The sequence below is a fragment of the Streptomyces sp. NPDC002520 genome (assembly GCF_053595235.1).
The window spans coordinates 1-24,483 of sequence record NZ_JBSFXG010000015.1 but is presented as its reverse complement, the minus strand read 5'-3'; the positions used below and the strand labels follow the sequence as shown (position 1 = coordinate 24,483).

Annotated in this window: 20 protein-coding genes; 11 read left to right on the top strand and 9 right to left on the bottom strand. The window is 70.8% G+C overall.

Annotation, left to right across the window (positions count from 1 at the left end; translation table 11 throughout):
• The first annotated feature begins 85 nt into the window (after positions 1-85).
• Positions 86-1,066 (top strand): ATP-binding protein, encoded by a 981-nt coding sequence (locus ACWD5D_RS21720; protein WP_451374366.1) that lies wholly within the window; start codon positions 86-88, stop codon positions 1,064-1,066.
• A gap of 3 nt (positions 1,067-1,069) precedes the next feature.
• Here ACWD5D_RS21720 and ACWD5D_RS21715 read toward each other — a convergent pair whose 3' ends face one another.
• Positions 1,070-2,338 carry a hypothetical protein gene (locus ACWD5D_RS21715; RefSeq protein WP_451374365.1) on the bottom strand — a complete coding sequence of 423 codons (1,269 nt, stop codon included), beginning with the start codon at positions 2,336-2,338 and terminating at the stop codon, positions 1,070-1,072.
• A gap of 358 nt (positions 2,339-2,696) precedes the next feature.
• On the opposite strand from ACWD5D_RS21715, the gene ACWD5D_RS21710 reads away from it, so the two are divergent.
• The 5 genes from ACWD5D_RS21710 (at position 2,697) to ACWD5D_RS21690 (ending at position 10,686) form a co-directional block, all read left to right on the top strand.
• Positions 2,697-5,429 (top strand): SulP family inorganic anion transporter, encoded by a 2,733-nt coding sequence (locus ACWD5D_RS21710; RefSeq protein WP_451374364.1) that lies wholly within the window; start codon positions 2,697-2,699, stop codon positions 5,427-5,429.
• A gap of 125 nt (positions 5,430-5,554) precedes the next feature.
• Positions 5,555-7,510, top strand: coding sequence for an acetate--CoA ligase (gene acs / locus ACWD5D_RS21705; protein ID WP_451374363.1), 1,956 nt, complete (start codon positions 5,555-5,557; stop codon positions 7,508-7,510).
• A gap of 268 nt (positions 7,511-7,778) precedes the next feature.
• A complete protein-coding gene (nhaA, locus tag ACWD5D_RS21700) occupies positions 7,779-9,221 on the top strand; it encodes a Na+/H+ antiporter NhaA (protein WP_451374362.1) in 1,443 nt (480 codons plus the stop codon).
• 53 nt (positions 9,222-9,274) lie between these two features.
• Positions 9,275-9,754, top strand: a complete 480-nt coding sequence (locus ACWD5D_RS21695; RefSeq protein ID WP_451374361.1) for a phage holin family protein — start codon at positions 9,275-9,277, stop codon at positions 9,752-9,754.
• Positions 9,751-10,686, top strand: coding sequence for an alpha/beta fold hydrolase (locus ACWD5D_RS21690; RefSeq protein WP_451374360.1), 936 nt, complete (start codon positions 9,751-9,753; stop codon positions 10,684-10,686). Before ACWD5D_RS21695 ends, ACWD5D_RS21690 begins: the two co-directional genes overlap by 4 nt.
• Before the next feature lie 376 nt (positions 10,687-11,062).
• Here ACWD5D_RS21690 and ACWD5D_RS21685 read toward each other — a convergent pair whose 3' ends face one another.
• The 3 genes from ACWD5D_RS21685 to nth form a co-directional block, all read right to left on the bottom strand.
• Complete coding sequence (locus tag ACWD5D_RS21685; RefSeq protein ID WP_451374359.1) at positions 11,063-12,262, bottom strand: MarP family serine protease; 1,200 nt, start codon at positions 12,260-12,262, stop codon at positions 11,063-11,065.
• A gap of 117 nt (positions 12,263-12,379) precedes the next feature.
• Positions 12,380-13,075 carry an NUDIX hydrolase gene (locus ACWD5D_RS21680; protein WP_451374511.1) on the bottom strand — a complete coding sequence of 232 codons (696 nt, stop codon included), beginning with the start codon at positions 13,073-13,075 and terminating at the stop codon, positions 12,380-12,382.
• Positions 13,076-13,143: 68 nt separating this feature from the next.
• Positions 13,144-13,959 (bottom strand): endonuclease III, encoded by an 816-nt coding sequence (gene nth, locus ACWD5D_RS21675; protein ID WP_451374358.1) that lies wholly within the window; start codon positions 13,957-13,959, stop codon positions 13,144-13,146.
• A gap of 312 nt (positions 13,960-14,271) precedes the next feature.
• Here nth and ACWD5D_RS21670 point away from each other — a divergent pair, with 312 nt between their 5' ends.
• Both ACWD5D_RS21670 and ACWD5D_RS21665 read left to right on the top strand, forming a co-directional pair.
• Positions 14,272-14,946, top strand: coding sequence for a Crp/Fnr family transcriptional regulator (locus ACWD5D_RS21670; protein ID WP_393878857.1), 675 nt, complete (start codon positions 14,272-14,274; stop codon positions 14,944-14,946).
• Between the two features lie 221 nt (positions 14,947-15,167).
• The gene (locus ACWD5D_RS21665; RefSeq protein WP_451374357.1) at positions 15,168-16,007 is read left to right on the top strand and encodes a nucleotidyltransferase domain-containing protein; all 840 of its coding nucleotides are present in this window, start codon (positions 15,168-15,170) and stop codon (positions 16,005-16,007) included.
• Between the two features lie 90 nt (positions 16,008-16,097).
• Here the strand turns inward: ACWD5D_RS21665 and ACWD5D_RS21660 are convergent, their stop codons facing one another.
• From ACWD5D_RS21660 to ACWD5D_RS21645, 4 genes are all read right to left on the bottom strand, one after another.
• Positions 16,098-16,928, bottom strand: a complete 831-nt coding sequence (locus ACWD5D_RS21660; RefSeq protein ID WP_451374356.1) for an MBL fold metallo-hydrolase — start codon at positions 16,926-16,928, stop codon at positions 16,098-16,100.
• Complete coding sequence (locus tag ACWD5D_RS21655; protein WP_451374355.1) at positions 16,925-17,806, bottom strand: NUDIX hydrolase; 882 nt, start codon at positions 17,804-17,806, stop codon at positions 16,925-16,927. Before ACWD5D_RS21655 ends, ACWD5D_RS21660 begins: the two co-directional genes overlap by 4 nt.
• 173 nt (positions 17,807-17,979) lie before the next feature.
• Positions 17,980-18,444: a RidA family protein gene (locus ACWD5D_RS21650; RefSeq protein WP_451374354.1), complete on the bottom strand. Its 465-nt coding sequence runs from the start codon at positions 18,442-18,444 to the stop codon at positions 17,980-17,982.
• Complete coding sequence (locus tag ACWD5D_RS21645; protein WP_003975360.1) at positions 18,441-18,602, bottom strand: DUF4177 domain-containing protein; 162 nt, start codon at positions 18,600-18,602, stop codon at positions 18,441-18,443. Before ACWD5D_RS21645 ends, ACWD5D_RS21650 begins: the two co-directional genes overlap by 4 nt.
• Positions 18,603-18,708: 106 nt before the next feature.
• Between ACWD5D_RS21645 and ACWD5D_RS21640 the strand changes: the two genes are divergently transcribed.
• Together ACWD5D_RS21640 and ACWD5D_RS21635 are read left to right on the top strand one after the other, a co-directional pair.
• Positions 18,709-19,686: an ArsA family ATPase gene (locus ACWD5D_RS21640; protein ID WP_451374353.1), complete on the top strand. Its 978-nt coding sequence runs from the start codon at positions 18,709-18,711 to the stop codon at positions 19,684-19,686.
• On the top strand, positions 19,683-21,119 hold the full coding sequence (locus ACWD5D_RS21635) for an ArsA family ATPase (RefSeq protein ID WP_451374352.1): 1,437 nt from the start codon (positions 19,683-19,685) through the stop codon (positions 21,117-21,119). The genes ACWD5D_RS21640 and ACWD5D_RS21635 overlap by 4 nt, the downstream gene beginning before the upstream one ends.
• 170 nt (positions 21,120-21,289) lie before the next feature.
• On the opposite strand, the gene wblA is transcribed toward ACWD5D_RS21635, so the two are convergent.
• Positions 21,290-21,628: a transcriptional regulator WblA gene (gene wblA, locus ACWD5D_RS21630; RefSeq protein ID WP_451374510.1), complete on the bottom strand. Its 339-nt coding sequence runs from the start codon at positions 21,626-21,628 to the stop codon at positions 21,290-21,292.
• Positions 21,629-22,102: 474 nt separating this feature from the next.
• Here wblA and ACWD5D_RS21625 point away from each other — a divergent pair, with 474 nt between their 5' ends.
• A complete protein-coding gene (locus ACWD5D_RS21625) occupies positions 22,103-24,388 on the top strand; it encodes a transglycosylase domain-containing protein (RefSeq protein WP_451374351.1) in 2,286 nt (761 codons plus the stop codon).
• Positions 24,389-24,483: the final 95 nt, after the last annotated feature.

The window sequence follows — 24,483 nt, the reverse complement described above, 5'->3', positions numbered from 1 at the left end:
CGCCCTATTGCCGCACCCCACGAAGGAGTGGTCTTCTCCACTTTCACTGACACATACAGCTATCACCCGACTACTGTTCGTGAACATGAAAATTGCTTTCGTCGGGAAGGGCGGCAGCGGCAAGACCACGCTCTCCTCCCTCTTCATCCGCCATCTCGCGGCCGCCGGCGCGCCGGTGGTCGCCATCGACGCGGACATCAACCAGCACCTGGGCCCCGCGCTCGGCCTCGACGAGTCGGAAGCGGCCGCACTGCCCGCCATGGGCGAGCGGCTGCCCCTGATCAAGGACCACCTGCGCGGCTCCAACCCGCGCATCGCCTCGGCCGCGACGATGATCAAGACGACCCCGCCGGGCGAGGGTTCGCGACTGGTGCGGGTGCGGGAGCCCAACGCGGTGTACGACGCCTGTGCGCGGCCCGTGGAACTCGACGGCGGCGCCGTCCGTTTGATGGTCACCGGCCCCTTCACGGACGCCGACCTGGGGGTCGCCTGCTACCACTCCAAGACGGGAGCGGTGGAGCTGTTCCTGAACCACCTCGTCGACGGCCCCGACGAGTACGTCGTGGTCGACATGACAGCGGGTTCGGACTCCTTCGCCTCCGGCATGTTCACCCGCTTCGACGTGACGTTCCTCATCGCCGAGCCGACCCGCAAGGGGGTCTCCGTCTACCGCCAGTACAAGGAGTACGCCCGCGACTTCGGCATCACCCTGAAAGTCGTCGGCAACAAGGTCCAGGGGCAGGACGACATCGACTTCCTGCGCGCGGAGGTCGGCGACGACCTGCTCGTGACGGTCGGGCACTCGGACTGGGTGCGCGCCATGGAGAAGGGACGCCCGCCCCGGTTCGACCTCCTGGAGGAGACCAACGTCCGCGCCCTGCACGCCCTTCGGGCGGCGGCCGACGCGACGTACGAGCAGCGCGACTGGGAGCGCTACACGCGCCAGATGGTGCACTTCCATCTGAAGAACGCCCAGTCGTGGGGCAACGAGCGCACGGGGGTCGACCTGGCGGCGCAGGTCGACCCCGGGTTCGTGCTCGGCGAGAGTGTGGCAACCCTCGCCTGAGACCTACTGCTTGACGGCCGGCGCCCCGGGCACCCCCTTCGGCGCCGGCGCCGGGCGGCCGGAGAGCAGGGACGCCCAGCCCTGCCGCGGCGCCTCGCCCACGTCCAGGGTGCGCAGCTTCGCCAGTGTCTGCGGGTCCTGGGCGTCCAGCCAGTCGACGAGCTGGTGGAAGGAGACACAGCGCACCTCGGGTTTGTTGCACACCTCCTTCACCACCTCGTCGACGGCCCTCATGTACGTGCCGCCGTTCCATGACTCGAAGTGGTTGCCGATGATCAGGGGCGCGCGGTTTCCGTCGTAGGCCCGGTAGAAGCCCTGGAGCAGGCCGTCCCGCATCTGGTCGCCCCAGTAGTCGAACTTGTCGGGGTCACCCTGGGTCTGGGTGCCGGACTGGTTGACCATGAAGTTGTAGTCCATGGTCAACTGCTCATAGGTGTGGCCGGGGAAGGGGACCAGCTGCATCGACAGGTCCCACAGGCCGTTCTTCTTCTTGGGCCAGACCTGGTCGTCGACGCCGCTGGAGTCGTAGCGGAAGCCCAGGTCGCGGGCCGCCTTCACGAAGTTCTTCTGCCCTTCCAGGCACGGGGTGCGGGCTCCGATGAGTTCCTTGTCGTAGTCGAAGGGCAGCGGTGCCGCCCTGGTCAGTCCGGTGTTGCTCTTCCAGCTCCGCACGAACTGCTTGGCCTGGGCGATCTCGCTCTTCCACTCGTCGACGGACCACTCGCCGACCCCGCCGTCGGGACCGCAGAAGTGGCCGTTGAAGTGGGTGCCGATCTCGTTGCCCTCCAGCCAGGCCAGCCGTACCTGCTTCACGGTGTCGGAGATGCCCTGCTGGTCGTTGAAGCCGATGTCGGAGCGGCCCGGCGAATGCTGCGGCGGCTTGTAGAGGTCGCGTTTCTCCTCGGGCAGCATGTACACGCCGCTGAGGAAGAACGTCATCTTCGCGTTGTTCTCCTTGGCGACCTTGCGGAAGTGCGAGAACAGCTTCTGGCTGTCCTCGCCCGAGCCGTCCCAGGAGAACACCACGAACTGCGGTGGTTTTTCACCGGGCTTCAGCCGCTCGGGGGTGGGCAGGTGCGGCTGAGCACCGGTGAACGCCGTGGATCCGTCACCGATCAGACGGACCACGCTCTGCGGGGCCGGCATCCCCCTCTGCGGGCCGGACGAACCTTCCTTCGAGCCGTTGGAGCCGGTCGCACAGCTGGCGAGCGACGCGGCACAGGCCGCGGCGGCGACGGCGGCGCCGACAGCGATCCTCTGGGTGGCGGCCATATTCCGCCCACCTTCTTCCTTCTCTCGGGCGGCCGCCGACTCTCAGGCGGACGCTGACGAAGGCTTTTCTCGCGTTCTGCCGGGGTTGTGCCGACAGCGCCGCCAAGGTCGCACGGGGCCGAGAAGGAATTAGTACGACAAGCCGATGAAATGCCCGCTTCATCCGAGCAGGTGATCATTTGCGCCATTTGCCCCGAAAAGCTATTCCGAGCCTTTACTCTCCATTACAGTTCATTTACTGAGAGTTGATTCATCCCGCCGCTGCACGCCGTGACCCACGGCCGCGACCACCCCTTCTCGCTCTCTCGGCGAGGAACCCCCCAGTCCGCGACCGCGCTGCCCCGGAGGAGACGGGAACATGTCAGCCTGCGCACCCCCTCGTATCCAGCACCACCCACCCCGCGACACCCCACCCGCCCGGCGGCGCCGCTTTCGCGTCGCGGGCGCCGACCTGTCCGCGTCCCTCGCGGTCTTCCTCATCGCCCTGCCGCTCTCCCTCGGCATCGCCCTCGCCACGGGCGCCCCGCTGCAGGCGGGCCTGGTCGCCGCAGCCGTCGGGGGACTCGTCGCCGGGCGGCTCGGCGGCTCCCCGCTGCAGGTCAGCGGGCCCGCCGCCGGTCTCACCGTGGTCACCGCCGACCTGATCCACCAGTACGGCTGGCGGGCGACCTGCGGCATCACCGTCCTCGCCGGCCTGGCCCAACTCGGCCTCGGCTGCCTGCGCGTGGCGCGCGGCGCGCTCGCCGTCAGCCCGGCCGTGGTGCACGGCATGCTCGCCGGCATCGGTGTCACCATCGCCGTCGCCCAGCTGCACATCGTCCTCGGCGGCAGCCCGGACAGTTCCGTCCTCGCCAACCTGCTGGCCCTGCCCGCCCAGTTGGCCCACCTCGACCCGGCCGCCGTGTCGATGAGCGCGCTGACCCTGACGCTTCTGCTGGCCTGGCCCCGCCTTCCCGGTCGTGCGGGCCGGCTGTTGCGCAGGATCCCGGCCGCCCTCGTCGCCGTCACCGGGGCCACCGTCACCGCGGCGCTCACCGGCCTGACCCTGCCCCGGGTCGACCTGCCGTCCTGGCGCAGCCACGCCCTGGCCGGACTGCCCGAGGGGCCGGTGCTGGGCATCGCCGCCACTGTGGTCACCACCACCCTGGTGTGCAGCGTCCAGTCGCTGCTCGGCGCGGTCGCGGTGGACAAGCTGATCGCCGCCCGGCCCGCACCCCAGGCGCTGGTCGGCCGCTCCGATCTCGACCGCGAGCTGCTCGGCCAGGGCGCCGCCAACATCGTCTCCGGGTCGCTCGGCGGACTGCCGGTCGCGGGCGTTGCCGTGCGAAGTTCGGCGAATGTGAACTCAGGTGCCCTGAGCCGGAACTCCACGATGCTGCACGGCGTTCTCGTAGTAGTCGCCGCGCTGCTGATGGTCCCGCTCCTCGAGCGGATCCCCCTCGCCTCGCTCGCCGCCCTGGTGATGGCCGTCGGCATCCAGATGGTGTCCCTGCACCACATCCGCACGGTGACGCGCCACCGCGAAGTGCTGGTGTACGCCGTCACCACACTCGGCGTGGTTTTCCTCGGCGTCCTGGAGGGCGTGTCCCTCGGGGTCGCCATGGCGGTCGCCGTCGCCCTGCACCGCCTCACCCGCACCCGGATCACGCATGCGGAGAAGGGAGGAGTCCATCACGTACACGCCCGAGGCCAGCTGACGTTCCTCGCGGTGCCCCGGCTCAGCAGAGCCCTGCATCTCGTACCCCAAGGCGTCCACGCCGTCGTGGAGTTGGAGGGGTCGTTCATGGACCACGCGGCGTACGAGTCATTGCAGGACTGGCGAACCGCCCACACTGCGCGGGGCGGCACCGCCGAGCTGGTGGGCCGGCGCGGCGGAGTCGGGACCGCCACCACCGCGGCCGATTCGGCGGTATGCCGGTGCCGGCCATGGACGCCATGGCGCAACCACCAGTGCGCGATGCCGTCCGGCGGCGTGGCAGGTGGTGCTGCGGCGGGCGGAAGGGACTGTGCGGACGGTACGGGTGCGAGCTCGGGGAGCTCCCGCACCGGCCCTGACGGCCCCGGTGCGGAGCCGGGCGCGCCCGGAAACACAGGGCCGAGCGCAGGCGCGGGCGCGGGCACGGCCACGGGCGCGGGCGCGGGCGCGGACAGATGCACCGGCACGAGCACCGGGGCCGTCACCGGGATCAGCGCCGGGGCCGGAGCCGGGGCCGGAGCCGGGGCCGGGGCCGGCGGAAGCACCCTCGCGCCCGCCGAGACCGGCACCGGCCCGGGCTCCGACACCAGCCCCGCTGCCTGCCCGGACCCCGGTACCACCACCAGCACCGGCGCCGTCACCCCCGACCCCACCGACACCGCCACCGCCACCACCGGAACCGTCACCACCACCCACCCCCACCCCATCCCCCACGAACTCGCCCGTGGCATCAGCTCGTTCCAGCGGAACACCGCGCCACTGGTCCGGGACGAGCTGGCGCGGTTGGCGCGGGAGGGGCAGCGGCCCTCGCAGCTCTTCCTCACCTGTGCCGACTCCCGCCTCGTGACGTCGATGATCACCTCCAGCGGTCCCGGCGACCTGTTCGTCGTCCGCAACGTCGGCAACCTGGTGCCGCCGCCGGGCGAGGAGCACGGGGACGACTCGGTGGCGGCGGCCATCGAGTACGCGGTGGACGTGCTCCGGGTGCGTTCCATCACGGTGTGCGGGCACTCCGGGTGCGGGGCGATGCAGGCACTGCTCGCGGGCGACCCCGGGGGTGTCATGACCCCGCTCAGGCGGTGGCTGCAGCACGGGCTGCCGAGCCTGGAGCGGATGGCCGGCGACCGGCGGGCCCTGCCCCGGCTGGCCGGACGGCCAGCGGCCGACACGGTCGAGCAGCTGTGCCTGACCAACGTGCTCCAGCAGCTGGACCACCTGCGGGCGCACGAGTCGGTCTCGCGGGCGCTGACGGCCGGCGCGCTGGAGCTGCACGGGATGTACTTCCACGTGGGTGAGGCCCAGGCATACCTGCTCCGCGGCACGGAGGGCGATGCGGTATTCGAAGATGTGATGGAAGAAGTGAAGGGCACGGAGGAGGCGCTCGGTCCGGCGTGAAGCCGCAGCTCACGACATCGACCGAAAGGTCTAAACCAATTTCGAGTCCACCCTTGTCATCGACCCCCCGTGTCTGATGAGGTGTGGCCGGGGACACAACGGACACCCTGGGAAAGGGAGATGTCGTGAGCAACGAAAGCCTGGCCAACCTCTTGAAGGAGGAGCGACGCTTCGCGCCGCCTGCCGATCTGGCCGCGAACGCCAACGTCACGGCCGAAGCGTACGAGCAGGCCAAGGCTGACAGGCTCGGCTTCTGGGCCGAGCAGGCCCGCCGGCTGACCTGGGCCAAGGAACCTACCGAGACGCTGGACTGGTCGAACCCTCCGTTCGCGAAGTGGTTCAAGGACGGCGAGCTGAACGTCGCCTACAACTGCGTGGACCGGCATGTCGAGGCCGGGCACGGGGACCGGGTCGCCATCCACTTCGAGGGAGAGCCCGGCGACAGCCGTGCGATCACCTACGCGGAGCTGAAGGACGAGGTCTCCAAGGCCGCCAACGCGCTCCTGGAGCTCGGCGTCCGCAAGGGCGACCGGGTCGCCATCTACATGCCGATGATCCCGGAGACGGCGATCGCGATGCTGGCCTCGGCCCGCATCGGCGCCGCCCACTCGGTCGTCTTCGGCGGCTTCTCGGCGGACGCGCTCGCCACCCGCATCCAGGACGCGGACGCCAAGGTCGTCATCACCTCCGACGGCGGCTACCGGCGCGGCAAGCCGTCCGCGCTGAAGCCGGCCGTCGACGAGGCGATCGACAAGGTCGACAACGTCGAGCACGTGCTGGTCGTACGCCGTACCGGGCAGGACGTGGCCTGGAACGGCGAGCGGGACGTCTGGTGGCACGAGCTGGTGGAGCGGCAGTCCGCCGAGCACACCCCGGAGGCGTTCGAGGCGGAGCACCCGCTGTTCATCCTCTACACCTCCGGTACGACGGGGAAGCCGAAGGGCATCCTGCACACCTCCGGCGGTTACCTCACCCAGGCGGCATACACGCACTGGGCCGTCTTCGACCTCAAGCCGGAGACGGACGTCTTCTGGTGCACGGCCGACGTCGGCTGGGTCACCGGGCACTCGTACATCGTGTACGGACCGCTGGCCAACGGTGCGACGCAGGTGATGTACGAGGGCACCCCGGACACCCCGCACCAGGGCCGGTTCTGGGAGATCGTCGAGAAGTACCGGGTCACGATCCTCTACACCGCGCCGACCGCCATCCGTACGTTCATGAAGTGGGGCGACGAGATCCCCGCTCAGTTCGACCTGAGCTCGCTGCGGGTCCTCGGTTCCGTGGGTGAGCCCATCAACCCCGAGGCGTGGATCTGGTATCGCAAGAACATCGGTGCCGACCGGACGCCGGTCGTGGACACCTGGTGGCAGACCGAGACCGGCGCGATGATGATCTCGCCGCTGCCGGGCGTCACCGAGACCAAGCCCGGATCCGCCCAGCGCGCGCTGCCCGGCATCAGCGCGACCGTCGTGGACGACGAGGCGAACGAGGTGCCCGACGGCGGCGGCGGTTACCTGGTCCTCACCGAGCCGTGGCCGTCGATGCTGCGCACCATCTGGGGCGACGACCAGCGCTTCCTCGACACCTACTGGTCGCGGTTCGAGGGCAAGTACTTCGCCGGCGACGGCGCGAAGAAGGACGACGACGGGGACATCTGGCTCCTCGGCCGCGTCGACGACGTGATGCTCGTGTCCGGGCACAACATCTCCACCACCGAGGTGGAGTCGGCGTTGGTCTCGCACTCTGCGGTCGCCGAGGCAGCCGTCGTCGGCGCCGCCGACGAGACCACCGGCCAGGCCATCGTGGCCTTCGTCATCCTGCGCGGCACGGCGTCGGAGGACGAGAAGCTGGTCGCCGAACTGCGTGACCACGTCGGCGCCACGCTCGGCCCGATCGCGAAGCCCAAGCGGATCCTGCCGGTGGCGGAGCTGCCCAAGACCCGCTCGGGCAAGATCATGCGCCGTCTGCTGCGAGACGTGGCCGAGAACCGTCAGCTCGGTGACGTCACCACGCTGACGGACTCCGCGGTCATGGACCTCATCCAGGCCAAGCTCCCGGCCTCGCCGAGCGAGGACTGACCGAGGACCGGGCTAGGACTGAGCTGGGCCCAGGCGGTACTGGCCGAAGGGGCGCCCGGCGTGCACACGCCGGGCGCCCCTTTCGTACAGCACTGAACCTCGGCCGATCCCCCCGCCCGCGCCTGGGCGGATGCATCCGACGTCAACCTTAGGTAAACTAAACAAAGCCCTCGACGCGACAAGTCCCCCGAGGGACAGGAACCTCAAGGTGTGCCGGGAAGTCTGGTCGGCAAACGCTCCGTCATGCCCACCACCGGAGGTCTCCACCGTGACCGCGCACCGCACCCCGAACACCGCCCGCAAGGTCCTGGGACGCCTGTCCCTGCCCGAGCGGGCCATCGTCGCGGATGCGCTGCGCACCGAGACCGTCGGCGGCGTGCTGCTCCTCGTCGCCGCCGTCACCGCGCTGATCTGGGCGAACATCCCCGCACTGCACCACAGCTACGAGTCCGTCAGCCACTTCCACCTGGGCCCCGGCGCCCTCGGTCTGAACCTCTCCGTCGCCCACTGGGCCGCCGACGGCCTGCTCGCCGTGTTCTTCTTCGTCGCCGGCATCGAGCTCAAGCGCGAGTTGGTCGCCGGCGACCTGCGCGACCCCAGGGCGGCCGTGCTGCCGGTGGTGGCCGCGCTCTGCGGGATGGCCGTACCCGCCCTCGTGTACACGCTCACCAACCTCGTCGGACACGGATCCGCGCAGGGCTGGGCGGTGCCCACCGCCACCGACATCGCCTTCGCGCTCGCCGTCCTCGCGGTCATCGGCACCTCGCTGCCCAGCGCCCTGCGCGCCTTCCTGCTGACCCTCGCGGTCGTCGACGACCTCTTCGCGATCCTCATCATCGCGATCTTCTTCACCGACCGGATCGACTTCGCCGCGCTCGGCGGGGCGGTCGCCGGACTGGTGGTCTTCTGGCTGCTGCTGCGCAAGGGCGTACGCGGCTGGTACGTGTACGTGCCGCTGGCGGTCGCGATCTGGGCGCTGATGTACAACAGCGGCGTGCACGCCACCATCGCGGGCGTGGCGATGGGCCTGATGCTGCGCTGCACCACACGCGAGGGCGAGCAGCACTCGCCGGGCGAGCACATCGAGCATCTGGTGCGGCCGCTGTCGGCCGGGCTCGCGGTGCCGCTGTTCGCGCTGTTCAGCGCGGGCGTTCCGGTCTCCGGCGGGGCGCTCGGGGACGTGTTCACGCGGCCGGAGACACTCGGGGTCGTCCTCGGGCTGGTCGCCGGCAAGACCCTCGGCATCTTCGGCGGCGCCTGGCTGACCGTGCGCTTCACCCGCGCCTCCCTCGGTGAGGGCCTCGCCTGGGCCGACGTCTTCGCGGTGGCGGCCCTCGCCGGGATCGGCTTCACCGTCTCGCTGCTCATCGGCGAGCTGGCCTTCGCCGGCGACGCCGTGCTGACCGACGAGGTGAAGGCGGCGGTCCTCACCGGATCGCTCATCGCGGCCCTGGGCGCCACGGTGCTGCTCAAGATCCGCAACACCCGGTACCGCGGCCTGTGCGAGGACGAGGAGCGCGACGAGGACCAGGACGGCATTCCGGACATCTACGAGCAGGACGACCCGGCGTACCACCTGCGCATGGCGGGGATCCACGAGCGCAAGGCAGCCGAGCACCGGCGCATCGCCGCCGAAAAGGCCGCCGCCGCGCGCCACGGGCGTGCGGAAGTGCCGGGCGGGGCAGGCGACGAGGACGGTCGTCCGGCATGATCTGACGAGACGGTACAAATCAAGACGGCACCAAACCTCAGAGGGAGAACGCGATGAGTGCACCCGACGGCACCCCGGTCGGCGCCGAACGCAGCCTCGGCCAACTGGTCGCCTCGGCGACGACCGAGATGTCGGCGCTCGTGCACGACGAGATCGCGCTGGCCAAGGCACAGCTCAAGCAGGACGTGAAGCGCGGCGCGGTCAGCGGCGGTTCGTTCACGCTGGCGGGCGCGGTGCTGCTGTTCTCCCTGCCGATGCTCAACTTCGCGCTGGCGTACGGCATCCGCACCTGGAGCCACTGGAACCTGGCGATCTGCTTCGTGCTCTCCTTCGCGGCCAACGTCCTGGTCGCCGGCCTGCTCGGCCTGATCGGTGTGGTGTCCGCCAAGAAGGCCAAGCGGAGCAAGGGCCCGCAGAAGGTCGCCGCGTCGATGAAGGAGACCGCGGGCGTGCTGCAGAACGCGAAGCCGCACCCGCGCCCGGAGCTGCCGCGGGACCGGACGCCCGAGGCTGTGGCACGCTCGTCCTCATGACGGAGCCAGCCGCCGCAGCGGCCGTACGGATCGACATTCCCTCCGGGGACAAGGTGACGCACCGGGACGTCGCCGCCAACGGCGCGCGCTTCCACATCGCCGAACTCGGCGACGGCCCGCTGGTGCTGCTCCTGCACGGCTTCCCGCAGTTCTGGTGGACGTGGCGGCACCAGCTGTCCGCGCTCGCCGACGCGGGGTACCGGGCGGTGGCCATGGACCTGCGCGGTGTGGGCGGCAGCGACCGCACCCCGCGCGGGTACGACCCGGCCAACCTCGCCCTGGACGTCACCGGTGTGATCCGCTCGCTCGGCGAGCCGGACGCCGCGCTGGTCGGCCACGACCTGGGCGGCTATCTGGCGTGGACGGCCGCCGCGATGCGGCCGAAGCTCGTACGGCGCCTCGCGGTCGTCTCGATGCCGCATCCCCGGCGCTGGCGCTCCGCGATGCTCCGGGACGCCCGGCAGACGGCCGCCAGCTCGTACATCTGGGGCTTCCAGCGGCCGTGGATCCCCGAGCGGCAGCTGACCGCCGACGACGGCGCGCTGGTGGGCCGGCTGATCCGCGAGTGGTCGGGGCCGCGGCTGCCGGAGGACGAGGCCGTTCAGACGTACCAGCGGGCCATGCGCATCCCGTCCACCGCGCACTGCTCGATCGAGCCGTACCGCTGGCTGGTGCGCTCGCTGGCCCGCCCGGACGGCATCCAGTTCAACCGCAGGATGAAGCGGCCGGTGCGGGTGCCCACGCTGCATCTGCACGGCTCCCTGGACCCGGTGACCCGCACCCGCAGCGCGGCCGGCTCGGGCGAGTACGTCGAAGCCCCGTACCGCTGGCGCTTGTTCGACGGTCTCGGCCACTTCCCGCACGAGGAGGACCCGGTGGCCTTCTCGACGGAGCTCGTCAACTGGCTGAAGGATCCCGAACCCGATCGGTGAGCGGACCGGTGCGTGGAGTATCCGGTTCCCGGGCGGTTCCTGGACACTTGTCCGTCGAACGGCCACATGCCTGCCGCATAGGCCAATTGGGCGGCGTGGAGGCGGTTATCGACCTTGGGGCAGGGGCAGACGTCGAGGTATGGGCTGGACGCACGACTACAGTGACGCACCCCGCAACCGCCGTTCCGCCGCCGTGGGTTCCTCCCGGCGCGGTTCCCCGCAACTCGCGGAGGCGGACCCGAGGGTGGGGATTCCGCGTATCCTGCGCCGCCGGGCCCGCTGGGTCTCGGTGCGGCTGCGTCACCCGCGCGGCTGAACACCCGCTCGGGCAGCAGTCAGCCGGGCGTCCCTTCCCGCTCGCACGGCACGTTCCCGCTCACAGGGCACAGCTGTCGGTGCCCACCTGCTGGTTCGCCGTGCGCCCCCGGTCGATGTCCTGCCGGATCTCGTCGGCGGTGAGCGCGTAGCCGGTGTCGGCGTCGTCGAGGGACTTGGCGAACACCACGCCGTAGACCTTGCCGTCGGGGGTGAGCAGCGGGCCGCCGGAGTTGCCCTGGCGGACGGTCGCGTACAGGGAGTAGACGTCGCGGCTGACCGTGCCGCGGTGGTAGATGTCCGGGCCGTTGGCCGTGATGCGTCCGCGTACGCGCGCGGAGCGGACGTCGTACGAGCCGTTCTCCGGGAAGCCGGCGACGATCGCCCCGTCCCCGGTGGCGGCGTCCGGCTTCGAGAACGCCAGCGCCGGCGCCTTCAGGTCGGGCACGTCCAGTACGGCGATGTCGCGCCGCCAGTCGTAGAGGACGACCTTGGCGTCGTACCTGCGGCCCACGCCGCCTATCTGCACGGTGGGCTCGTCCACGCCGCCCACGACGTGCGCGTTGGTCATCACACGCCGGTCGCCGAAGACGAAGCCGGTGCCCTCCAGGACCTTGCCGCAGCTGTGCGCGGTCCCGGTGACCTTGACGATGGAGCGCTTCGCGCGGGCGGGGACCACGCTGTGGGCGAGCGCCGGGTCGGGCGGCCGGACGTCCTTGATCGGCTCGTCCGAGAACGGGCTGAAGACCTGCGGGAAGCCGTTCTGCGCGAGGACCGAGGTGAAGTCCTTGAACCAGGTGTCGGCCTGTCCGGGCAGCGCCTCGGAGACCCCGATCAGCACCTTGGAGTTGCGGACCTCCTTGCCCAGCGTGGGCAGGGTGGTCTGGGCGAGCGCGGAGCCGATCAGCCAGGCGACCAGGAGCATCGCGACAACGTTGACGAGGGCGCCGCCGGTGGCGTCCAGGGCGCGGGCCGGGGACCAGGTGATGTGGCGGCGCAGCTTGTTGCCGAGGTGGGTGGTCAGGGCCTGGCCGACGGAGGCGCAGACGATGACGACGACCACGGCGACGACGGCGGCGGTGGTGCCGACCTCCGCGTTGCCGGTCAGGGCGTCCCATACGACGGGCAGCGTGTACACGGCCACGAGGCCGCCGCCGAGGAATCCGATCACCGACAGGATGCCGACGACGAAGCCCTGGCGGTAGCCGACGACCGCGAACCACACGGCCGCGACCAGCAACAGGATGTCCAGCACGTTCACTGCTTCAGGCCTCGCCTACTCACTCCGGTCCCAGCGGCTCGGCCGGGGATCCGGGGGTCGGTGGCGAAGCCGCCGGTGTCACGGCCCCCGAAGAAAGACAGCACGGACGACACCCTGTCATGACCGCCAGTCGAGCGGGACCTGCTTGTCCCTGTCCCAGGGGCGCTCCCAGCCCGCGAAGTGCAGCAGGCGGTCGATCACTCCGGCCGTGAAACCCCAGACAAGGGCCGATTCGACCAGGAATGCCGGGCCTTTGTGGCCGCTGGGGTGGACGGTGGTGGCGCGGTTGGCGGGGTCCGTGAGATCCGCCACGGGGACCGTGAAGACGCGCGCGGTCTCGTTCGGGTCGACGACGCCGACCGGGCTGGGCGCGCGCCACCAGCCGAGCACGGGCGTGACGACGAAGCCGCTGACCGGGATGTAGAGGGCGGGCAGGACGCCGAAGAGCTGGACGCCCGCCGGATCGAGGCCGGTCTCCTCCTCGGCCTCGCGCAGCGCGGCCCTGAGCGGCCCGTCGGCCCCCGGGTCGCCGTCCTCCGGGTCGAGGGCGCCGCCCGGGAAGGACGGCTGCCCGGCGTGCGAGCGCAGGGAGCCGGCACGCTCCATCAGCAGCAGTTCGGGGCCCTGCTCCCCCTCGCCGAACAGGATCAGCACCGCGGACTGGCGCCCCGACCCGTTCTTCGGCGGAAGGAAGCGGCTGAGCTGGGTCGGCTCGACCGTCTCCGCGGCCCGCACCACCGGCTCCAGCCAGTCCGGCAGACCCTCCTTGCTCAGCGTCACCGCTCCGTCCTGCGTGTCCCGTACGTAGCCCATGGCCACCCCCGCTCTGCCGAGTCCAACGCCCGAGGGCACCGAGATCGTTCCGTCTTCCGGCCCTTCCGTCATCCGGCCCCCAGGGGCGGGGCCGCCTTGCCGCCCGCGTCGAGATAGGCCTGCGGGGGCTTCAGACGCTGGCCGGGGAAGCCGCCCTTCTCGTACTTCAGGAGCTTCGCGGCCTTCTCCGGGTCGGTCTCGCCCTCGCCGTAGGCCGGGCAGAGCGGGGCGATGGGGCAGACGCCGCAGGCGGGCTTGCGGGCGTGGCAGATGCGGCGGCCGTGCCAGATCACGTGGTGGGACAGGTCGGTCCAGTCCTTCTTGGGGAACAGCTCGCCGACGGCGGCCTCGATCTTGTCGGGGTCGGTCGCGTCGGTCCACCGCCAGCGCCGCACCAGCCGCTGGAAGTGCGTGTCCACGGTGATGCCGGGCCGGCCGAAGGCGTTGCCGAGGACGACGAAGGCGGTCTTGCGGCCGACGCCGGGCAGCTTGACCAGGTCCTCCAGCTTTCCGGGCACCTCGCCGCCGAAGTCCTCGACGAGGGCCTTGGAGAGCCCTGTCACCGACCGGGTCTTCGCCCGGAAGAAGCCGAGGGGGCGCAGGATCTCCTCGACCTCCTCCGGGTTGGCGACGGCCAGGTCCTCGGGGGTGGGGTACTTCGCGAAGAGCGCCGGGGTCGTCTGGTTGACGCGCAGGTCGGTGGTCTGGGCCGAGAGCACTGTGGCCACCAGGAGCTGGAAGGGGTTCTCGAAATCCAGCTCGGGGTGGGCGTACGGATAGACCTCGGCGAGCTCGCGGTTGATCCGGCGCGCGCGGCGGACCAGAGCGGTACGGGACTCGTTGGCGGGCACCTTGGCGCCTGGTACCTTTTTTACAGATTTCACCGATTTACTACTTCCACTGGACGCCTGTTCGCCCACAGCGGAATCCCGACGTACCGTCACCCGCCGAGCCCCCTTGGACTGTGCTCTCACCGGCGATTTGGACACCCGGCCAGCCTAGAGCCCGCCACCGACATCCGCCCCGGACCCGGAAGATCCGCCCCCGATTGGACCCCTGCCGCTTACCTCGGGACACCTGTGCGGCATCCTTGTGACAGATCACACTGTTTGGACCGTCCGGCAAAATGGGGAGCACGGTCCCCTGGTACCAACGGGGAGCAAGATCCCCTGAGCAGGTCGACAAGGAGAGAACTCGTGGACGACGTTCTGCGGCGCAACCCGCTCTTCGCGGCTCTCGACGACGAGCAGTCCGCGGAGCTTCGCGCCTCCATGAGTGAGGTGACTCTCGCGCGTGGCGACTCCCTCTTCCACGAGGGCGACCCCGGAGACCGGCTCTACGTCGTCACCGAGGGCAAGGTCAAGCTCCACCGCACCTCACCCGACGGCCGCGAGAACATGCTGGCCGTGGTCGGCGGCGGCGAGCTGATCGGCGAGCTGTCGCTGTTCGACCCGGGTCCGCGCACGGCGACCGCCACCGCGCTGACCGAGGTCAAGCTGCTGGGCCTGGGTCACGGCGACCTCCAGCCCTGGCTGAACGCGCGCCCCGAGGTGGCCACGGCGCTGCTGCGCGCCGTCGCCCGCCGGCTGCGCAAGACCAACGACGCCATGTCCGACCTGGTCTTCTCCGACGTGCCGGGCCGTGTGGCGCGCGCCCTGCTGGACCTGTCCCGCCGCTTCGGCGTGCAGTCCGAGGAGGGCATCCACGTCGTCCACGACCTCACGCAGGAGGAGCTGGCCCAGCTGGTCGGCGCGTCACGCGAGACGGTGAACAAGGCGCTGGCCGACTTCGCCCAGCGCGGCTGGCTGCGCCTGGAGGCGCGGGCCGTGATCCTGCTGGACGTGGAGCGGCTGGCCAAGCGGTCGCGCTGACACCGCTCTCGGCCGTACGACACCGGGGCCCGCTTGCCTGTGCAGCGGGCCCCGCCGTCATGTCCGCCGTTCCCGGGGCTGCGCCCCAGACCCTCGCTCCGGCCCTTGACGGGCGTCGTCCCCGAACACCGCGTCCCCGAACGCCGGACGGGCTGCTCCGGCGCCGGCCTGCGCCGAAAATACGCGACGTCCCTCCCCTCCCACAGGACACAGTGGGCCGCATGACCGACCCTCACCGGCCGCCCGTCCCCCACGGACTCGACGCGCAGGGCCACATCGCGCGTGAAGGCTCCCTCGCGCGCGTGCCGGACGCGTTCCGCCCGGTCGTCGACGCCGTCCGCGACCGGCTGCCCGGCCTCCTCGGGACACGGCTGGACAGCGCCTACCTGTACGGGTCGATCCCGCGGGGCACCGCGCGCGTGGGGCGCAGCGACCTGGATCTGCTGGTGACCCTGCGCGAGGAGCCCGAGGAAGCCGACCGGGAAGCCGTACGCGCCCTCGGGGAGGCGCTCGACACGCAGTTCGCACAGATCGACGGCGTGGGCACGCTGCTGTACGGCCGGGCGCGGCTGCTGAGCGACCTGGAGCGGCACGACCTGGGCTGGTTCCTCGCCTGCCTGTGCACACCGCTGCTCGGGGACGATCTCGCCCGGCGGCTCCCCCGCTACCGGCCCGACTCCCTGCTCGCCCGGGAGACGAACGGCGACCTGGCCCGGTGGCTGCCCCGCTGGCGCGAGCGGATCGCGGGCGCGGACGACACCGAGGAGTCCCGGCGCAGGCTCGTCCGCTTCATGTCCCGGCACCTCGTACGCACCGGCTTCACCCTCGTCATGCCCCGCTGGAACGGCTGGACGAGCGATCTGCGCGAGATGGCCGAGGTGTTCGGCGCGTACTACCCGCGACGGGCCGAACAGCTGCGCACGGCCGCCGGGTACGGCTACGAGCCCGTCGGCGACCGCGACGTCCTGCGGACGTACGTGGACGACCTCGGCCCCTGGCTGGCGGAGGAGTACGCACGCGTGCACGGCGTGAAGACCCCGCGCCCGGAGGGCTGGGACTAGGGCCTGCCCTCGGGGTGCGGAGGGATCCGGTCGACCGGGTGTCAAGCGTCCTGACGGCCCCGCAGCCCCGGCGGGATCCGGAAGACGGCCCTAGATCAGCCCGTGCTCGGTGAGGTAGTCCAGCTGGGCCCGTACCGACAGCTCGGCCGCCGGCCACAGGGAGCGGTCGACGTCCGCGTACACGTGGGCGACGACCTGGGCGGGGGTGCGGTAGCCGTCCTCGACGGCGGTCTCGACCTGGGCGAGGCGGTGGGCGCGGTGGGCGAGGTAGAACTCGACGGCACCCTGGGCGTCCTCCAGGACCGGCCCGTGGCCCGGCAGAACGGTGTGCACGCCGTCGTCCACGGTCAGCGAGCGCAGCCGGCGCAAGGAGTCCAGGTAGTCGCCCAGGCGGCCGTCGGGATGCGCCACGACGGTCGTGCCGCGCCCGAGGATGGTGTCGCCCGTCAGCACGGCCCGGTCGGCCGGGAGATGGAAGCACAGGGAGTCCGCGGTGTGCCCGGGGCTCGGTACGACCCTCAGCTCCAGCCCGCCGAGCGCTATCACGTCCCCGGCGGCCAGGCCCTCGTCGCCGAGCCGCAGCGCCGGGTCGAGGGCACGCACGCGCGTGCCGGTCAGTTCGGCGAAGCGGGCGGCGCCCTCGGCGTGGTCGGGGTGGCCGTGGGTGAGCAGGGTGAGGGCGACGCGCTTGCCGGCCTTCTCCGCGGTGTCGACGACGTTGCGCAGGTGGACGTCGTCCAGCGGGCCCGGGTCGACGACCACGGCCAGCCCGGAGTCCGGCTCGGCGACGATCCAGGTGTTGGTGCCGTCCAGGGTCATCGCGGAGGCGTTGGGCGCCAGCACGTTGACGGCGCGTTCGGTGGCGGGTCCGGAGACGACGGTGCCCCTCGGCTGGCCGGGCAGGGCTGCTGCGTCGGTCATGCGGGGCCTCCACCGGTGCGCGGAGCGGACGGGATGTGCTTGGTGAACTCGTCGTGCCCCGGCCAGGACAGCACGATCTCGCCGTCCTCCAGGCGGGCGCGCGCGATCACCGGGGTCATGTCGCGCTCGGGCGCGCCGGCGAGTGCCTCGGCGGCGGTGCGGAACGGCAGCAGCTGACGCAGGGTGGCGATGGTGGGCGGCATCATCAGCAGCTCGCCCTTGTCGTAGCCGGCGGCGGCCTCCCCGGGCCGGGTCCACACCGTGCGGTCCGCCTCCGTGGACACGTTGCGGGTGCGCTGGCCCTCCGGGAGGGCGGCCACGAAGAACCAGGTGTCGTAGCGGCGGGCCTCGAACTCAGGGGTGATCCAGCGGGTCCACGCGCCGAGCAGGTCGGAGCGCAGGACCAGGCCCCGGCGGTCCAGGAACTCGGCGAAGGACAGCTCGCGCGCGACCAGGGCGGTGCGGTCCGCCTCCCAGTCGTCCCCGGTGGTGTCACCGACGACCGAGTCGGGGCTCGGTCCGGCGAGCAGGACACCCGCCTCCTCGTACGTCTCCCGCACGGCGGCACAGACGATCGCCTGGGCGCCGGTCTCGTCGACGCCGAGCCGGTCGGCCCACCACGCGCGCGTGGGGCCCGCCCAGCGGACCTGCCGGTCGTCGTCCCGGGGGTCCACACCGCCGCCGGGATACGCGTACGCGCCTCCGGCGAAGGCCATGGAGGCGCGTCTGCGCAGCATGTGGACGACCGGACCGGCCGGGCTGTCCTTCAGGAGCAGCACCGTGGCCGCGCGCCTGGGGGACACCGGTGTGAGGGTGCCGTCCGCGAGTGCGCGGATGCGGTCGGGCCACTCCGGGGGGTACCACTGACCGTTCGCCATGGCCGGAGGCTATCCCGTGTAGGGCGAATGTTCGAGAGGTGCCCGAGGTCAGAGGGGCTTCGGAGGCCGGTCGGGAGTCCCCCGTGGTCCGGCCCCAGAGGTTGTCACTCGGAAGCTGCCGCCCAGGGGCCGCACCCTGGCGCCGGCCCAGAGGCCGCAGTGGCTCACGGTGGCTACGGAACCAGCTCGACCTGGATCTCGACCTCCACCGGCGCGTCCAGCGGGAGCACCGCGACGCCCACGGCGCTGCGGGCGTGCACGCCCTTCTCGCCCAGGACCTCGCCGAGCAGTTCGCTGGCGCCGTTGACGACACCGGGCTGCCCGGTGAAGTCGGCGGCGGAGGCGACGAACCCGACGACCTTCACCACGCGCGCGATGCGGTCCAGGTCGCCGGCCACGGACTTGACGGCGGCCAGCGCGTTCAGCGCGCAGGTGCGGGCCAGGTCCTTGGCCTCCTCGGGGGTGACCTCCGCACCCACCTTGCCGGTGACCGGCAGCTTGCCCTCCACCATCGGCAGCTGGCCGGCGGTGTAGACGTACACGCCGGACCGCACGGCCGGCTGGTACGCGGCCAGCGGCGGTACGACCTCCGGCAGGGTCAGGCCCAGTTCGGCCAGTTTGGTCTCGACCGCGCTCACGCCTGCTTCTCCCGCTTCAGGTAGGCCACCAGCTGTTCGGGGTTGTTGGGCCCGGGCACGACCTGGACGAGCTCCCAGCCGTCCTCGCCCCAGGTGTCCAGAATCTGCTTCGTGGCATGGACGAGCAGCGGCACGGTTGCGTATTCCCACTTGGTCATGGGCCGACTGTATCCGCTGTGACCGGCGGGACCGGCGGACGGCCTGAGCGGGGTTTATCCACAGCCTCGCGCGTGACAGTCGGCCGGACTGGTTAGTCTCGAAGGCGTGAGCAGGCTCCAGGTCGTCAGCGGCAAGGGCGGGACCGGCAAGACGACGGTCGCCGCCGCACTCGCGCTGGCCCTCGCGACCGAGGGGAAGCGGACGCTTCTCGTGGAGGTCGAGGGCCGGCAGGGAATCGCACAGCTCTTCGAAACCGAGGCATTGCCCTACGAGGAGCGCAAGATCGCGGTCGCCCCCGGGGGCGGGGAGGTGTACGCCCTCGCCATCGATCCCGAACTGGCCCTTCTGGACTACCTCCAGATGTTCTACAAGCTCGGCGGCGCGGGCCGGGCGCTGCGCAAGCTCGGCGCGATCGACTTCGCCACCACCGTCGCGCCGGGCCTCAGGGACGTCCTCCTCACCGGGAAGGCCTGCGAGGCGGTGCGCCGCAAGGACAAGTCGGGCAGGTTCGCGTACGACTACGTCGTCATGGACGCCCCGCCGACCGGTCGCGTCACCCGCTTCCTGAACGTCAACGACGAGGTGGCGGGCCTGGCGAAGATCGGCCCGATACACAATCAGGCGCAGGCCGTGATGCGGGTGCTCAAGTCGCGGGAGACGGCCGTGCACCTGGTCACACTGCTGGAGGAGATGCCGGTCCAGGAGACCGCCGACGGCATCGCCGAACTGCACGCGGCGCGGCTGCCGGTGGGCCGGGTCATCGTGAACATGGTCCGGCCCCAGGTGCTGGACTCGACCGACCTGGACCTCGTGCGGTCCGTGCCGCGCACGGCCGTGGCGCAGTCGCTGTCGGCGGCCGGGCTCGGCGGGGCGCGGCGCGGCGGGAAGGCGGAGCAGCTGGTGGACCCGCTGCTGCGGCAGGCCGCCGAGTACGCCGAGCGGTACGCGCTGGAGGAGGAGCAGCGCGGGGTCCTCGGTGAACTGGACCTGCCGCTGCACGAACTGCCGCTGTTCGCCGAGGGAATGGACCTGGCGGGCCTGTACGAACTCGCCACCGAGCTGCGGAAGCAGGGGTTGTCATGAGTCCGGACCCGGCCGAGGCGCAGGACGCCGCCCGCGCTCGTCTCTCGCCCGCGCGTGTGCTCGACGTCGACCCGCTGCTGGACGACCCGAACACCCGGATCGTGGTGTGCTGCGGTTCCGGCGGGGTCGGCAAGACGACGACCGCGGCGGCCCTCGGGCTCCGGGCGGCCGAGCGGGGCCGCAAGGTGGTCGTGCTCACCATCGACCCGGCCAAGCGGCTGGCCCAGTCGATGGGCATCGACTCCCTCGACAACGTGCCCCGGCGGGTGAAGGGCACCGACGGCGAGGGGGAACTGCACGCCATGATGCTCGACATGAAGCGCACCTTCGACGAGGTCGTGGAGGCGCACGCGGACCCGGAGCGGGCGGCCGCGATCCTGGCGAACCCCTTCTACCAGTCGCTCTCGGCGGGCTTCGCGGGCACGCAGGAGTACATGGCGATGGAGAAGCTGGGCCAGCTGCGGGCGAGGGACGAGTGGGACCTGATCGTGGTGGACACCCCGCCGTCCCGCTCGGCGCTGGACTTCCTGGACGCGCCCAAGCGGCTGGGGTCCTTCCTGGACGGCCGGCTGATCCGTCTGCTGACGGCCCCCGCCAAGCTGGGCGGCCGCGCGGGGATGGCGTTCCTGAACGTCGGCATGTCGATGATGACCGGCACGCTGGGCAAGCTGCTGGGCGGCCAGCTGCTGAAGGACGTCCAGACGTTCGTGGCCGCGATGGACACCACCTTCGGCGGCTTCCGCACGCGCGCCGACGCCACGTACAAGCTGCTCCAGGCCCCCGGTACGGCGTTCCTGGTGGTGGCGGCCCCGGAGCGGGACGCACTGCGCGAGGCGGCGTACTTCGTGGAGCGGCTGGACGCGGAGGACATGCCGCTGGTGGGTCTGGTGCTCAACCGCGTGCACGGCAGCGGCGCCGACCGGCTGTCGGCCGAGCGGGCACTGGCCGCCGCGGAAAATCTTGAGGAGCCCCGCATTGTGGATCAGGGGGGCGGGAAAGCTGGACTTCGTAACTCTCTCGACACGTACGGCAGTTCAGAGACTCCCGCTTCCGGAACACCGGCTCCCGACGACGGCTCCCCCGCCACGGACACGGAGCGGCCCACTACCGAGCGGCCCGACACGGACAGCACCGGCGCAGAGCGGTCCGACACACAGCGATCCGGCGCAGAACGGTCCGCCACACAGCGATCCGGCACAGAGCGGTCCGACACAGAGCGGTCCGTCGAGCAGCTCACCGCAGGCCTGCTGAGACTGCACGCCGAGCGCATGCAGCTGCTCTCACGCGAGCAGCGCACGCGTGACCGCTTCACCGCCCGCCACCCCGAGGTGGCGGTCGTCGAAGTGCCCGCGCTTCCCGGTGACGTGCACGACCTCCCGGGCCTGCGCGACATCGGCAAGCTGCTGGCGGCGGGGCGTACGGAGCTGTCGTAACGGCAACCGCCGTCACCGAGGCATGCGTCCCGGAGGCATGCGTCACGGCAGCCTTCGCTCACCCCGCGTCGCCGCCGCGGAGATGACCCGAAGGCACATGCCCGACCGTTGCTTCCCGCGGCTCTCGCCCGGCCGGAGTGGCCCTCGGTCTATGCCGGAGGGCAGTGCCCTCAGCTCACCGCCGCATAGTTCGCGTACACCTCGTCGTCGTCGAGGGGCACGATCCCCGTGCCTCGCTCGTACTCCGAGCGGGCGGTCTCCAGCAGCCTGCGCCAGGAGGTCACGGTGGGCCGCCGGCGCAGCAGTGCGCGGCGCTCCCGCTCCGTCATGCCTCCCCACACGCCGAATTCGACGCGGTTGTCCAGCGCATCGGCCAGGCATTCGGTGCGTACCGGGCATCCGGTACACACCGCCTTGGCCCTGTTCTGCGCTGCTCCCTGAACGAACAGTTCATCCGGATCGGTAGTGCGGCAGGCGGCCTGCGCACTCCAGTCGGTTACCCAGCCCATACCGGCGCCGTCCTCTCCCGAATCGAGGCTCCCCCACGGCGGCAGCGGCATATTCACCGCCGCCAGTTGAGGACGTTACGGAAGGTGGGGACAGCGCAACACCCCCTTCGGGCCCAATCTTGAATGGCCCGAACGGACTATGGGTAAGCGGCAGATCACCCGCGGGAGTGAGCTGGCGACATACGCGACCATCCCGGCAAACCGGGACAGCTGCGATGTGTCACAGCGGACGCCAGGTGACACACGAGGCGGATTCGGACACGCCCCCATCAGAAAATCGGGGTACTTCCGGAACGATTCGGGGTCGCCGGACGTATTGATACGTGGCCGCACTGCTGTGACAGTTGAGAGCAGCTTAGGCCAAGGCCTGTGCGCGTGTCCGGAGAATGAGAACGTCCGCGTCGCACTGTGGCGAACATCCCGAGAGAGAGCCGCTCCCTCGGAACGCTCAGGAGTACGGATTAGGCTGCCCCCATGCCAAAGAAGCGCTCGGGCGGTGGCCTGTCCACCACGCAGCAGGCCGCCAAGTTCCTCGGTGTCAGTGTGCTCGCGGGAGCCGTGATGGCGGGCATCGCGCTGCCCGCGGCCGGAGCGCTGGGCCTCGCGGCCAAGGGCTCGGTCCAGGGCTTCGACGAGATCCCCGCCAACCTCAAGAGCCCCCAGCTCAGCCAGCGCACGACCATACTGGACAGCCGGGGCAACCAGATCGCGAGCGTCTACTCCCGCGACCGTACGGTGGTGGAGCTCAAGGACATCTCGCCGTACATGCAGAAGTCCATCGTCGCGATCGAGGACTCGCGCTTCTACAAGCACGGCGCGATCGACCTCAAGGGCGTGCTGCGCGCCCTGAACAAGAACGCGCAGAGCGGCGGGGTCTCCCAGGGCGCCTCCACGCTCACCCAGCAGCTGGTGAAGAACTACTTCATCGAGGAGGCCGGCGACGACCCGACGAAGGTCGCCGAGGCCACCCAGCAGACCCTCGGCCGCAAGGTCCGCGAGCTGAAGTACGCGATCCAGATCGAGGAGAAGCTCGGCAAGAAGAAGATCCTCGAGAACTACCTGAACATCACCTTCTTCGGCGAGCAGGCGTACGGCGTCGAGGCCGCCTCCCAGCGCTACTTCTCCAAGCACGCCAAGGACCTGAACCTGCAGGAGTCGGCGCTGCTGGCCGGTATCGTGCAGTCCCCGAGCCGCTACGACCCGGTCAACGACGAGGCCGAGGCCACCAAGCGGCGCAACATCGTGCTCCAGCGCATGGCCGAGGTCGGCGACATCTCCCCGGCGGAGGCCGACCGGGCCAAGAAGGCGCCGCTCGGGCTGCACGTCAGCCAGCCGCAGAACGGCTGCATCACCGCCACCCGGGGCGCCTCGTTCTTCTGCAAGTACGTCGAGCACGTCTTCCTCACCGACCCGGCCTTCGGCAAGACCCGCGAGGACCGCTCCAAGCTGTGGAACAAGGGCGGCCTGACGATCCGTACGACCCTGGACCCGCAGGCCCAGGACTCGGTGCAGGCCTCCCTCAAGCAGCACATCAACCAGTCCGACACGGTCGCCGCGGCCTCCACCCTGGTCGAGCCCGGCACCGGCAAGGTCCTGGCGATGGGCCAGTCGAAGCCGTTCGGCTACGGCAAGGACGAGACCGAGTACAACTTCTCGGTCGACCGGGCCATGGGGGGCTCCAACTACGGCTTCCCGACGGGTTCGACGTTCAAGCCGTTCGTGGCGGCGGCCGCGATCGAGGGCGGCAAGCCGGCGACCCAGGAGTACGCGTCGCCGTACAAGATGAACTACCCGAGCCCGGTCCAGCGGTGCGACGCCAACCCGTACGTCAACACCAAGAACGAGACCGTGGAGAACGAGAACGAGTCCGAGAAGGGCCCGTACCGCATGAAGGAGGCGATGGCGAAGTCCATCAACACCTACTTCGTGCAGCTGATCTCCGACATCGGTCTGTGCCCGGTGGTGAAGATGACCGACGCGCTGCACGTCGTACAGGGCGACGGCTCGAAGCTCCCGGAGACCCCCGCCATCGCCCTCGGCTCCATCGGCCTGTCCCCGCTGACGATGGCCAGCGCGTACGCCACCTTCGCCTCGCGGGGCATGTACTGCACGCCGGTCGCCATCGAGTCGATCACCCAGAAGGTCGGCAACGAGCAGAAGTCGATCCCGGTGCCCAAGTCGACCTGCTCGCGCGCGATGAGCGAGAAGACCGCCGACACCGTCAACACCCTGCTGCGCGGCGTGATCGACTCCGGCACCGGCCAGGAGGCGGGTCTGACCGACCGCGAGAGCGCGGGCAAGACGGGTACGACCGACGAGCGCAAGAACGCCTGGTTCGTCGGCTACACGCCCAACATGGCCGGCGCGGTCTGGGTCGGCAGCGCCCGGCAGAACGTGAAGATGACCCAGATCAGCATCGGCGGCGTCTACCACGACCAGGTCTTCGGCGCCGACGTCCCCGGCCCGATCTGGAAGGACGCCATGACCGGCGCCCTGTCCGGCAAGGACGCACCGGGCTTCAACCTGGTCGACATCCCCGACGACGACCACGGGGACGGCCGGGGAAAGGGCGACCGGGGCAATCACCGGGGGGACACGGGCGGACTGATCGGGGGACTGATCGGCGGGGGAACGAACGGCGGTCCCGGTGACACCACCGGCGGCCCGAACCCGAACCCGAACCCGACCTTCACCCTCCCCGGGAACTTCGTCCAGGGACAGGGGAACGGAGGGAACGGGCACGGAGGGGCACGGGGCTGACCTTCCCGCCCGCGCCGGACGGCCATGAACACGGCGGCCGGATGCCGACGCGGTCGTCCAGGAGGAGCTCGCCGAAGACCGGCGCCGCGAGGAAG